At 57.7% G+C, this 12,356-nt stretch carries 9 protein-coding genes; 8 read left to right on the top strand and 1 reads right to left on the bottom strand.

From position 1 onward, the window contains the following. Positions 1–28 precede the first annotated feature (28 nt). The 7 genes from glmM (at position 29) to Poly51_RS00225 (ending at position 9,622) form a co-directional block, all read left to right on the top strand. Positions 29–1,372 carry a phosphoglucosamine mutase gene (glmM, locus tag Poly51_RS00255; RefSeq protein ID WP_146453356.1) on the top strand — a complete coding sequence of 448 codons (1,344 nt, stop codon included), beginning with the start codon at positions 29–31 and terminating at the stop codon, positions 1,370–1,372. A gap of 141 nt (positions 1,373–1,513) precedes the next feature. Beyond that, a complete protein-coding gene (locus Poly51_RS00250) occupies positions 1,514–1,915 on the top strand; it encodes a GntR family transcriptional regulator (RefSeq protein ID WP_146453355.1) in 402 nt (133 codons plus the stop codon). Between the two features lie 17 nt (positions 1,916–1,932). Then, positions 1,933–2,868 carry an ABC transporter ATP-binding protein gene (locus Poly51_RS00245; protein ID WP_146453354.1) on the top strand — a complete coding sequence of 312 codons (936 nt, stop codon included), beginning with the start codon at positions 1,933–1,935 and terminating at the stop codon, positions 2,866–2,868. Continuing rightward, complete coding sequence (locus Poly51_RS00240) at positions 2,865–5,009, top strand: hypothetical protein (protein ID WP_146453353.1); 2,145 nt, start codon at positions 2,865–2,867, stop codon at positions 5,007–5,009. Before Poly51_RS00245 ends, Poly51_RS00240 begins: the two co-directional genes overlap by 4 nt. Positions 5,010–5,245: 236 nt before the next feature. Continuing rightward, positions 5,246–6,958 (top strand): hypothetical protein, encoded by a 1,713-nt coding sequence (locus Poly51_RS00235; RefSeq protein ID WP_146453352.1) that lies wholly within the window; start codon positions 5,246–5,248, stop codon positions 6,956–6,958. A gap of 79 nt (positions 6,959–7,037) precedes the next feature. Continuing rightward, positions 7,038–8,744, top strand: a complete 1,707-nt coding sequence (polX, locus tag Poly51_RS00230) for a DNA polymerase/3'-5' exonuclease PolX (protein WP_146453351.1) — start codon at positions 7,038–7,040, stop codon at positions 8,742–8,744. 41 nt (positions 8,745–8,785) lie between these two features. Then, positions 8,786–9,622 (top strand): class I SAM-dependent methyltransferase, encoded by an 837-nt coding sequence (locus tag Poly51_RS00225; RefSeq protein ID WP_146453350.1) that lies wholly within the window; start codon positions 8,786–8,788, stop codon positions 9,620–9,622. A 188-nt stretch (positions 9,623–9,810) separates the two neighbouring features. Here Poly51_RS00225 and Poly51_RS00220 read toward each other — a convergent pair whose 3' ends face one another. Further along, positions 9,811–10,155, bottom strand: a complete 345-nt coding sequence (locus Poly51_RS00220) for a hypothetical protein (protein ID WP_146453349.1) — start codon at positions 10,153–10,155, stop codon at positions 9,811–9,813. Positions 10,156–10,516: 361 nt separating this feature from the next. Here Poly51_RS00220 and Poly51_RS00215 point away from each other — a divergent pair, with 361 nt between their 5' ends. Further along, complete coding sequence (locus tag Poly51_RS00215; RefSeq protein WP_146453348.1) at positions 10,517–12,343, top strand: arylsulfatase; 1,827 nt, start codon at positions 10,517–10,519, stop codon at positions 12,341–12,343. The last annotated feature ends 13 nt before the right edge of the window (positions 12,344–12,356 follow it).

The following is a 12,356-nucleotide window of genomic DNA, read 5'->3' as shown; positions in this document are numbered from 1 at the left end:
CCAAAGTGACTCGAAAGTACCGAAAAACATGAGCGAATTGATCATCAGCGTCAGCGGCCTGCGAGGCATCGTCGGCGAAACATTGACACCCGAAGTGGCGATGCGATTCGTCGCTGCCTTTTCGGGAAAACTGCCCGATGGCCCCATCATCGTCGGTCGCGACGGTCGCAGCAGCGGTCCAATGCTCAGCCGCGCGATCATTGCGGCGCTGTCCGCGTGCGGCCGCGACTGTATCGATGTCGACGTTGCCGCGACGCCCACGATTGGCGTGCTGGTGCGAGAACGGGGTGCCGCCGGCGCGGTCCAGATTTCGGCCAGCCACAATCCGCCGCCATACAACGGCATCAAATTGTTCGGGTCGACCGGCCGAGTCCTGGATGCGGTCACCGGCGCGGCGATCCGTGATGCGTACTTCGTCGGCGAAGCGAACTACAAACCGTTCAATCAAATCGGACGCATTTCGGATGAATCCGATCCCCATGAGCCCCATTTGTGCAAGGTGCTCGAAACCGTCGATGCGCTGGCCATCCGCGCGGCCGGGCACCGAGTGCTGATCGACAGTAACCACGGTGCGGGCAGCCTGCTTGGCATTCGGTTGCTCAAGGCACTGGGGTGTCACATCGTCGCCGTTGGCGATACGCCCGATGGCAAGTTCGCACACGTCCCCGAACCGACGGCGGAAAACTTGACCGAAATCGCCAAGCGAGTGCGTGAAACGAAGTGTGTCGTCGGTTTCTGCCAAGACCCCGACGCCGACCGTTTGGCTCTGGTCGATGCGGACGGACGCTACATCGGCGAAGAGTACACGTTGGCGCTTTGCGTGTTGCGCGCGATGTCGGACGAAGCGACTCGTGGTCCGGTGGTCATCAATGGCGCGACCAGCGGCATGAGCGAACGGATCGCGCGAGACGCGGGCGTCGAATCGCATCGCAGCTTTGTCGGTGAAGCCAACGTTGCCGACATGATGATCGACAAGAAGGCCGCCTACGGTGGTGAAGGTAACGGCGGCCCCATCGATCCACGCGTCGGCTACGTTCGCGACAGCTTCGTTGGCATGGCACAGATCCTTGACCTGATGACGGCAACGGGTAAGTCGCTGGCAACGCTGGCCAATGGCTTGCCGAAACTTCACATCCACAAAGACAAGGCGACGGTGTCGGCCGATCGTTTGCCCGAGTTGTTCGACAAGCTGGTCAAGCAGTATCCCGAAGCGAAGGTTCAAACCGGCGACGGACTTCGTTTGGCGTGGGACGACAAATGGCTGCTCGTTCGCGGCAGCAACACCGAACCGATCGTGCGATTGATCGCCGAAGCGGAAACCGAAGCCGAAGCCAAAGGCTTGTGCGCGGCCGCAGCCAAACTGCTGGGTTAGCAGTAACTCGTGATTGACTCAGGCGTCTGCGTCTGACTTGCCGATGCTGTTGCCCGTCTGAAAAAGGCGGGCTTTTTTGCTTGACGTCGTTTCCGGCAATCGCTACTGTACTATGTATCGCAGTACAGTAGTGAGGTTTCGATGCTTCGGATTCAAATCACCACCGGCGCCAGCCAGCCGATCTATCGGCAGGTTGTCGACCAGGTTCGCCATGCCGTCGCGACCGGAAAGGTCGCCGTCGGCGATCCCCTACCCAGCGTCCGCGCCCTCGCCGGCGAACTGGTCGTCAATCCGAACACGATCGCCAAGGCCTTTGCAACGCTCGTCCGCGACGGTGTGATCGAAAGCCAGCAGGGCCGCGGTTACTTCGTCGCCCAGCGCCGCGAAATCTACACGCATAAAGAACGGGTTCGCCGATTGGCGGAAGTGATGGATCCGTTTCTCGCCGAAGCCCTGTCGCTCGGTTTTGATGAACAGCAGATCGTCGACGAAGTTCAAAAACGACTGCGCAAAACGTTTTCTTCGTCCGCCCCCAAGTCTTGAGCCGAAGGTTTCACATCATGAATGATCCTGTGATTCAAACCGAACGTCTGTGTCGTTACTTCGGCAACCGCCCGATCGTACGCGACCTGGACATGCGGATTCCGGCCGGCCAAGTGACGGCAATGCTGGGGCTAAACGGCGCCGGAAAGACGACGACGATTCGGATTCTGATGGGACTGCTGCGGCCGACTCGCGGGTCGGCGACGGTGTTTGGCGAAGATACGTCGCAAATGTCGCCGGCGACACGCGGCCGCATCGGTTACATGGTCGAAGGACACTTTTTGTACCCGTCGATGACGGTGCAACAATGTGCAAAGTTCCAGCGAGCCGGGCACGCAACATGGGACAACGAACTGTTCCACCAAATCGTCGATCACTTTGGCATCCAGCCGAATTCGCGAATCGCCGAAATGAGTCGCGGACAACGGGCGGGCGTTTCATTGGCATTGGTGCTTGCGCCCGATCCTGAATTGTTGGTGTTGGACGACCCGGCGTTGGGGCTGGATCCCGTCAGCCGCCGTGCGCTTAACGAAACGATCGTCGAATTCGCCGGCGACGGAAAGCGAACGGTGATGTTGAGCACCCACTTGCTCGACGACGTCGAACGAATCGCCGACCGAGTGATGGTGTTGGTGGGCGGGCGATTGAAAGTCGACACATCGATGGACGATTTTGCGAATCGCGTCTCGGGGTTCGCGGTGAAAATCGAAACGATCGACCGGGGTCAGTTGGCGGCGATCCCCGGCTTGATCGAAGCCCGCAAGGTCGGCGATTGGTTTCATTTGTCGTTAGCGGATTGCGACGAAGAAGCCACCGCGGCCATCCAGCGACTCTGCGGCGACGCGATCGAACCGATCGACATGACCTTCGGGGATGGCGTGTTGGCGTATTTGGCTCGCGAGCGTGGCGAGTCCTCTTTCTTGAACCTTGATCGTGCGGGAGCCAAGCGATGAACCGATGGTTTTGCAAAGAACTGTTCGCAAAAGAACTGCGTGACATCATTCGCTGGACGCCCGTCGGCATGGTGATCGTTGGGTTACTGTGCTGGCAATCGATGCCAAGCATTAACCAGAATTACGGATCGTTGGCCAGTTCGACGATGGCGATGACCAGCATCGGTTTCGCCATCGTGGCGATCGGCTTGGCGTGGCTGCAGTCGTTGCCCGACATGCGGACCGATGCGCGAAGTTTTCTGTTGCAGCGTCCGGTATCGCTGATTGCGCTTTTCATCAGCAAGCTGGTCGCCGGCGCGGTTGCCTACTACATCGCGATCCTGCCACCGCTGATGATCATGTCGTTTCGATTGGAACTTCTCGGCCCGGAAAGTTACCCGACACGATGGACGGACATCGTGCCGTCGCTGTTGGTCACACCGATCGTGTTCATGCTGCATCCGGCCGCGATGTGGACGGCGTTTCGGTCGGCACGTTGGGTCGGGACGAAGATCCTGCCGCTGGCTTTCACCGCGTGTGCAGTTCTTATTGCGAACACGCTGATCACGGTGTTGGACGAGTCCTACGTGTTTGCCGTGTTCGGACTCGTGCTTGTGATCGGTTACGGCGTGACGATTCGCGCGGCTTGGTTGGCGTTTTCCGAAGAGACGTTCATGCCGACGCAGTCATCGTCGCCCGTTCGGTCGATCGGCTTGATCGTCGCGTCGCTAGCGGTCGTGACGACCGCCGCCGTCTTTGTGATCGAGTCTCAACCGCGAACGACACAGCGAAACTTGGTGACGTACTCGCTCGCCGCCGACGAGACGGGTGAACTTTGGGAGCTGAAAAATCAATACGCCGACGGACGTCAAACGGTTGGCGAAGAAATGAAGATCGAACGTCGCAAAGCATCCCTTGAGGGCAGAACGACATCCGAATTCGAGTCGCTGCCGGCCGACTGGAAAGCCATGCGTTCGGTGGACCTTGCGAATTTGCTGCGCAAGTCGTGGATGAATTCCTATGACCGGATGGGGCAGGCCAGTTCGGGTAACACCAGCTCCGGCTGGGTCTCGTTATTGCGGCGGGACGGACGCGTCTGGGTCTACGGATGGAACGGCAACTTGCAGTCCACCATGACTCCCGAGGGAGTCTTTTTTCCCGTCGGAATGAAACCGAAGGGGCGGTTTGGACGCGTCACGTTGATCAATAACGCGTTTGCCAGTGCAGAGGTTTCGGTGAATCTGGCGCAGAATCCACTCTTGATCGACGAAGACGGTGTCTATCAATTTAATCTCGAACATCGCCAGATACGCAAGATCATCGATACTCCGGTGCAACGAGTGGGTTTGAGTCTGCCCGTCGAAAGCGGTGCCGATCAAGTAGCGAGCCTGTGGGTCCAAAACGGCGATCGCTTGACGCATTATCGCGCGACCTCGGCCAGCGATCAACCGCTCGACGCGACGACGGATCGTGTGATCGCCGCGACGCAAAGTTACCCGATGCCTATGCTGGAGGCCGAGAAGTTGGCCGAATTTCGGATCGACCCTCCCAAGGAAAATAGCTATTGGCAGTTGACACCGATCGGATCGTCTCGGGCGATCGTGACCGAACTGTTAGGCCCGTTTCGTTACCGCGTCAACATTCGGGATGCAGAGTCAAGGGAGGATGTGGCGTCGGGCATCGTTTCGCTAACCCCCAGTTCCAACAGTCATCGTTTCTCGCGAGAAATGCTGCCGCTTCCGCCCGGGTTGGTGCTCGTCGGAGTTGCGATCATGAGGGCGACAAGTGCGCCCGAGGTCTGGGATGCGCAGGTCGCAGCGATCCGTTCCCAACCGTACTTCATCGTTGCCTTCTTCGTTCACTCGATTTTGTCCGCATTGCTCGCCAATCTGCTTTGCCGAACTCGTGATATCAGTCGCCGCGGCCGAATCGCTTGGACGGCCTTGGCCTCTCTTTTCGGCGCATCGATGTTGTTGGCGATCGTAGCGATTCATTCCAAGCCCGTTTGTGAAACTTGCGATCGATGTGCGAAACTTCGCCGAGTGGATCGTAGCGACTGCGAGCATTGTGGCGCCCAGTGGGAACCGTTGCCTCGCGAAGGCGTGGAGGTGATCGCCGATTGGTTGCCCGAACAGTCACCGTCATCGGCAACGCTTGCCTGAGTTTCACGCGGTGTGAAACGAACGAAGGTTCCAACGTGTCTGGTTCGTCGGACGTCGCAATCGTCACAATCGTTTCATGCGTCGAAAGTGGGTCCGAAAAGATTTCCAAAGCTCGAAAGTTGACTCACGAAACGTTGACCCAAAGCATGCTGCGGCGTCCACTTACACCGTACGCAGCGCGGTCTCGTTTTTCAGCGCGGCGACAAAGTTGGATTCCCCCTGTTTGGAAATCGTGGATGTCGACCCGACGCCTTTCGATCGCATTGCTCGCCCTCGGTACTTTGGGTACCGCTACCTCGCCATCGGCTGACGCTTGTTGGTTGACGGATTGGTTGTTCGGACGGACGGCTTCGCCGTACTCGGCCGGTTATGCGCCGTATGGTGCTGGCTATTCACCGTACACGGCCGGTTACGCACCGCAGGTTGGGGCGACTCAGATTCTGACAACGCCGATCGGATCGAATCCCTACGCGGCCAATTACCCAGCCAATTACGCGTCCGGCTACACGGCGCTACCCTTGCAATCGCCGGCACAGTCCAGCGGTGTTTTTCAGGTCCAGCGACCGGCATATCTGAACAATCCCTCGGTCTACACGGGGCTGCCGACCGCCGCCAACGCTCAAGCCGCCTACAGTGCGCCAATCACCAGCAATTATCGCGGCGGTTCGGCCAGCTCGGCTGGCTACTTTGGCGCCGCCAACACGTATCCGACTAGCCCCTATTCGTCGGGCATGCCGATCAACAGTTCTTACTCCAGCCCCTACGCTTCGAACTTCCAATCCGCCACGTCGCCCGGAGCGCCGTTGACGATAACGTCCCCCAGCGGCTCGCCGGCAACGATGTTGCCCACCACGCAAGTGACTCCGTTATTCCCACCGCAAACGCAACCCGTCGGTGGCGGCTTGGCCCGGTTCTTTGGATCACTGTTCGGTACCAACTACAACAGCTCATACTACCGGGCTCCGGTAACGTACTACCGCCCGGTCACCTCGGTTGATCCCATGTTGGGCACGACGGTCACGGTCCAGCAACCTTGCACGTCATCGATCACTCAAGTCCAGCGAACACCGTACAGTAGCTTGTTGGGCACACAGCCCGCGCCGATGTACGGCCAGGCACCTTCCGATTGCCAAACCCAACCCGGCATGTACGGGGCACCGACTTACTCGCAAGCCAGCCCCTACGGACCGACCTATGATCCCGCAGGCGGAATCAGCCAGGCAGGAGCCGTGGGAACATCACCCGGTCAATTCACCGTACCGATTCCCTCGACCGCACCCCCAGCCGATTACAGTTACGGAGCCGGTGGATATGGCGCGACCAGTCCTTCACCTTTGACGGGTTCGCCTTCGGCGCCGCGGCCGCAAGCGGGCAACGGTGACTTGGTGCCGCTGGAACAACCGCGTTTGGACGCATACCGTCAAAGCACGGCCGAACCGACGCTGGCACCAGAACAGTTCTATCGACCGGCAACACCCGACTACACACCCGAGCCAACGTCGCCACCGGTTTCAACACAACCTCGTGAAGCGGCACCCAAGTCGTATTGGCAACTGCAAGACGCCGACAATTCGACGGCGATGATCCGACCGAATCCGCGACCCGAGGTTGCGCCAAGCGATCCGATCAGCTTGTCGGCACCGTCGTTCACGGCCGCAGAACCAATTCATGCACCGGAGCACGAGCAGTCGCCGTTCGAGAATCGGCCAACGCAGTCATCGGGCGTTTCCCGCGCCAACTTCGACGCTCCGCCGCTGCCGCCCGCCCGCAACTACTCGCCCGCCGACGCCAACAGCGCATCGAGCCGTTCGGCATGGTCGGGCACTCCGGTTCGCGAAGTCGCACTGGTTCGCGGCGAAACGGCGGCGAAGCCGGTCGCCCCGCAACTGAAACCGCAGCCAAAACCAGAGCCACCCCGTGATTCACGCTGGTTCACGGTCCAGCCATAGTTCGCCGTTCGAGTTCCGTTTGCGCCGTGTTACACTCTGGCCGTTTGATATTCATTCGGACTGGTGAGGAAACGACAACGTGGACAACGCGGCGATCGCAGACGTATTCGACGAGATGGCGGAGTTACTGGAATTCCGCGGTGAGAATCCTTTTCGCATCCGCGCCTATACCAACGGCGCCAAAGCCATTCGCGAACTCGACGAGTCTGTCGCCGCGATCCTTGCCGATCCGTCTCGTGATCTCTCGAAGACCCCCGGTATCGGCAAAACGCTTGCCGAAAAATCGGCCGTGCTGGTCGAAACCGGATCGCTGCCGCAATTGATTCAATTGCGTGCCGAGATTCCCGAGGTCACCATTCAAATGGCTCGCATTCCCGGGCTTGGGGCTAAGAAGGCCGTCAAGCTGCAACAGGAACTCGGACTCGAATCGCTGGGAGATCTTCGCAAAGCTTGCCAAGAAGACCAGATCGCGAAGTTGAAGGGGTTTGGCGCGAAAACCCAAGCCGCCATCTTGGACGGACTTTCGATTGCCGAAGCCGCTGCCGAACGAATTTATTGGTCGTCGGCCGACGATCTGGCCCGCCACATCGGCGAACACATGGCGACATGCCAAGCCATTTCAAAAATGGAATGGGCGGGCAGCTATCGGCGCGGACGCGAAACCGTCGGCGACTTGGATCTGCTTGTCGTTGCCGATGACCACGCCGCGGCGATGGATCATTTGGAATGCTATGCCGCGTACGCCCAAACGATCGGACGAGGCGACACCAAGATATCGATCCGCGTCGGCAAATCGTTCCAGGTTGACATGCGCGTCGTCGAGGTGGATCAATTCGGCGCGGCGCTGCAGTACTTTACCGGATCGCAAGCTCACAACATTCACACGCGTCGGCTTGCCAAAGAACAGGGGCTGAAGATCAACGAGTATGGTGTCTTCAAAATTGACGACGACTCGAAAGTCGCCGGCGCCACCGAGGAAGACGTTTACGCATCCATCAGGTTACCATGGATTGCACCGGAGCTTCGTGAAGATCGTCGTGAGTTTGAACTTGCGGCAAAAAACACACTGCCCGTATTGATCGAAGTCGGCGACGTGATCGGCGATCTTCACATGCACACCAACGCGACCGACGGAACCGCCACCATTCGCGAAATGGCGGACGCGGCAATCGCACGTGGGCTGAAGTACATCGCGATCACGGATCACAGCAAGCGTGTCTCGATGGCCATGGGGCTGGACGAAATACGATTGCGAGAGCAGTGGAAGCAGATCGACGAAATCCGGCCCGAGTACGAAGGTCGCTTGATGATCTTGAAGGGCATCGAGTGCGACATCCTCGAAAAGGGAGGCATGGACTTGGCCGATGAATGTTTGGCCGAAGCCGATTGGGTCCTGGCGAGCGTCCATTACGGCCAAAAACAGCCACGTGATCAGATCACCGAGCGGATTTTGGGTGCAATCGAAAATCCGCACGTCACTTGTATTGCTCACCCGACGGGGCGGCTGATCAACCGCCGCCCGCCCTATGACGTCGACATGGACGCTGTGATGGCAGCGGCGAAAAAGCATGGGAAGTTTATGGAATTGAATGCCAATCCCGCCCGATTGGATCTAAACGACCTTCACCTGGCGGCCGCCAAACGGGCTGAAATCCCGATCGTCATCAGCACCGACGCCCACTCGATCGACGGTCTGGACGTCATGCAGTACGGGATCAAACAGGCTCGTCGTGGGGGGCTAACAAAGGCCGATGTGGCCAATACGCGACCGTGGCCAATGCGATAGAATCGGGCTCACAACCTGATTCACAACTTGAGATCCCAAGCATGGCAAACGACAAAAAATCAAAGGGCAAACGCACGCTCGCCCAAACCGCCGACAAGTTCGATTGTTATCAACGGTCGGTTCAAGTTCCCGAACACGAAGTTGACTTCTTCGAGAAAGCGTTTCGCGAAGCCTATAAGTCGAAACCGTACACACTGCGCGAAGACTTCTGTGGCACGTTTGCGGTGTGCTGCGAGTGGGTAAAGTCGCATTCGCGCCGCACCGCCACCGGCGTCGACTTGGATCGGGAAACCTTGGACTGGGGGACCGAACACAACTTGTCGCGACTGTCCGAGAAGCAAAAGTCACGTGTCCGCATTTTGCGTCAAGACGTTCGTAAGCGAAATCGTCCGACCGTCGATGTCTTGGCAGCCCAGAATTTCTCGTTCTGGCTTTTCAAGACTCGCAAAGAAGTCGTCGACTATTTCAAAGTTGCCCGTTCGAATTTGAATTCCAAGGGCATCATGGTGATGGACATGATGGGCGGCGGTGACTGCTATACCGAAGAGAACGTCGACAAGCGAAAAATTCGCAAAGGCAAAAAGGGATTTTCGTATCATTGGGAACAGGCGTCGTTCAATCCCGTCAACGCCGACGCAACGTTCTATATCCACTTCAAGTTTGCCGATGGCAGCAAGATGAAGCGAGCGTTCGAATACCACTGGCGTTTTTGGACGATCCCCGAAGTCCGCGAAATGCTGGCTGAAGCCGGCTTTAGCAAATCGCATGTCTATTGGGAAAACGAAGACGAAGACAGCAAGCACTTCGAAGAATGGCAACGCGGCGACATCGCGCCCAGCCATCCGAGCTGGATCAGTTACATCGTCGCCGTCAAATAGGGGCGACCAAGATATTGGGGCGACCAGCTGCGGTTGCGGGGGCAGGATAGACAACCAGCGCTGTTGTCATAGAAAGCAGGCAATAAAGGTGCGATCGAATCGGGGTCACTTTCACGCCGGGCAGGTCGGAGAGCGAGACGTCGAGGGTCTCGCGTTTCAACACAACCTGCCCGCTGATTTTCAGTCCATCATTCGGCTTCGTACGAATGATGCTTGCGCGAGCGGCTGCCCTTCTGAACGCGGTCGACTTTTTGGCTGAGGGTGTACGAGACTCGATCAGCTACGCGGTGGAATAGATTCCCGTAATTGTCGTCGGCGTCCTCGATCACGATGGACGGCATGCGTTTTAAATGCACGACGCATCGACATTGTTTGTCGATTCCACCTTTGGGGCCGTGTACATCACGAACAGTAACTTGGACCTTGCGGATTCGATTTTGAAACCGCTCGACGGCGCCGAGCATCAATTCCGACACGTCTTGTTTCACAGAGGGAGCGAGTTTGAAGTTACCGAAGTGAGTCGAGAGCATCATGGTCAAGCCTTTCCAGATCGCGTCAAGTTTCATTCACCCATCACAGTGGGCTTCACACTTAAAAGTACCTCTGAACCGACCGAAAGTCACACAGAATGGGCTCAGAATTCCATAGTTTTCTGCTAGCGACGGACTATCTTCCCTACGCGAAAAGAGTCCGCAATTCGCGAGAATTTCCTTGCAATTGCGAGCCTCGTAGTAATCCAATTCGGGCCGGTTCGGCAAACTTTGCCGGATGCGAATTGTCCCATGCGATGGACGCTCGCGAACAGGAACGACGGCCACGAACAGCGAGCGCGGTCAGGATCACTTAGACTGGGCCGTTGGAATTCATCCGCGGAACTACCTTCTGAGCCAGCCCATGTCCACCATCATTCCCGCTATCTCGAAACCGACTTGGATCTTCTCGCAAGTAGTCGTTGCGGCGTGTGCCATTTGCTTTGCAACGAATGATGCGTCCAGCGATGTGTTAGCCGTTGCACCCGACGCGCGTCCCAACGTTGTCGTGATTCTTACCGACGACCAGGGGTGGGGCGACTTGAGTTTGAATGGCAACCCTAACCTTTCCACGCCGAACATCGATTCGTTGGCGCGTGACGGGGCCGAGGTGAAGAACTTCTACGTTTGCTCGGTTTGCTCGCCGACACGCGCAGAATTCTTGACGGGCCGTTATCACAGTCGCAGCGGTGTCTACAGCACTTCGTCGGGCGGCGAGCGAATCAATGCGGACGAGCAAACAATCGGCGATGTTTTCAAAACGGCCGGTTACTCGACAGCAGCTTACGGAAAGTGGCACAGCGGGATGCAGTTTCCCTATCACCCCAACGCCCGTGGCTTTGACGACTACTACGGATTTTGCAGCGGTCATTGGGGTGACTATTTTTCGCCGATGCTGGAACACAATGGCGAGATTGTGACGGGTAATGGTTTCTTGGTCGACGATTTGACCGATCATGCGATCGACTTCATCAGCGATCACACGGCGAGCCCGTTCTTTGTCTATCTGCCGTTCAACACGCCGCACGCGCCGATGCAGGTTCCCGATCCGTATTGGGACAAGTTCAAAGACAAACCGCTGGTCTCCGATCCGGCGAAAGAAAATGCGAAAAGGCAGAATGACAATCACACTCGCGCTGCTTTGGCGATGTGCGAAAACATTGACCACAATGTCGGCCGACTGCTGAAGCATCTCGATGCGACAGGACTTGCCGACAACACGATCGTGGTCTTTTTCTGCGACAACGGCCCCAACGGTGCTCGGTACAACGGCGGGCTTCGCGGTCGCAAAGGATCGACAAATGAAGGGGGTTTACGGTCGCCGATGTTGGTGAGGTTTCCTCGCGTGATCCAGGCCGGCACCAAAGTCACGCCGATCATGGGCGCGATCGATCTATTGCCGACGCTGGCGGATCTTTCGGGAATCGGAGCTGTGTATCCGAAACCGCTGGACGGTCGTTCGATGGTGGCTGAGCTTTCGAACCGGCCCACCGGCGACCAGGATCGGATGCTGTTTGCAGCTTGGAACGGCAAGTACAGCCTCCGAAGCGAAAGCCATCGTGTCCACGCCGATGGCAGTCTATTCGATATCGACCATGATCCTCGCGAAGACGTCGATTTGCGCAACGAACAACCAGAGATCGCCAAGCGAATGGGGAACGTGCTGAATCAGTTCCTTGACGAACTGAAACCGCTGAAGTCGAACCACCGGGAAACTCGCCCGATCACGCTGGGACATCCCGATGCGAAGTTCAACCAGTTGCCCGCACGAGACGCGGCGGGCCATGGCGGAGTCGTTCACAGCAACAAGTTTCCCAATTGCACGTTCATGCAAAACTGGGTCGACACCACTGGTGAGATCACCTGGGACGTCGATGTGCTTGCCGACGGCGACCACGAGGTCACGATGTATTACGCATGCAAGAACGGTTCACAGGGATCTGTGATCGAATTGAGTCTGAACGATCAGACGATCCGTGCGACCATCGACCAACCCAATGACGTTCCCCTGCGAGGAATGGAAAACGATCGTGATTTGCGGCCGGAAAGCTATGTCAAGGATTGGAAACCGATGAGCCTGGGATCGATTCGTTTGGAGCCCGGTCGCGGCACATTACGTTTGCGAGCGATAGAGGTGCCGGGCGCGGAAGTCGCCGAGATGCGGTTGTTAATGTTTCGACGCCTCGATTGAAGCGTCAAGCTAT

Source organism: Rubripirellula tenax (genome assembly GCF_007860125.1).
Taxonomy (GTDB): Bacteria; Planctomycetota; Planctomycetia; order Pirellulales; family Pirellulaceae; genus Rubripirellula; species Rubripirellula tenax.
Note: the sequence above shows the minus strand (reverse complement) of the source record. Positions and strands in the feature narration are given on the sequence as shown.

Excerpts from the sequence above, each read along its gene's own strand:
- Poly51_RS00250 (WP_146453355.1), top strand. The coding sequence starts at position 1,514 with ATGCTTCGGATTCAAATCACCACCGGCGCCAGCCAGCCGATCTATCGG.
- Poly51_RS00245 (WP_146453354.1), top strand. The coding sequence starts at position 1,933 with ATGAATGATCCTGTGATTCAAACCGAACGTCTGTGTCGTTACTTCGGC.
- Poly51_RS00225 (WP_146453350.1), top strand. The coding sequence starts at position 8,786 with ATGGCAAACGACAAAAAATCAAAGGGCAAACGCACGCTCGCCCAAACC.
- Poly51_RS00220 (WP_146453349.1), bottom strand. The coding sequence starts at position 10,155 with ATGATGCTCTCGACTCACTTCGGTAACTTCAAACTCGCTCCCTCTGTG.
- Poly51_RS00240 (WP_146453353.1), top strand. The coding sequence starts at position 2,865 with ATGAACCGATGGTTTTGCAAAGAACTGTTCGCAAAAGAACTGCGTGAC.
- Poly51_RS00215 (WP_146453348.1), top strand. The coding sequence starts at position 10,517 with ATGTCCACCATCATTCCCGCTATCTCGAAACCGACTTGGATCTTCTCG.
- glmM (WP_146453356.1), top strand. The coding sequence starts at position 29 with ATGAGCGAATTGATCATCAGCGTCAGCGGCCTGCGAGGCATCGTCGGC.
- Poly51_RS00235 (WP_146453352.1), top strand. The coding sequence starts at position 5,246 with ATGTCGACCCGACGCCTTTCGATCGCATTGCTCGCCCTCGGTACTTTG.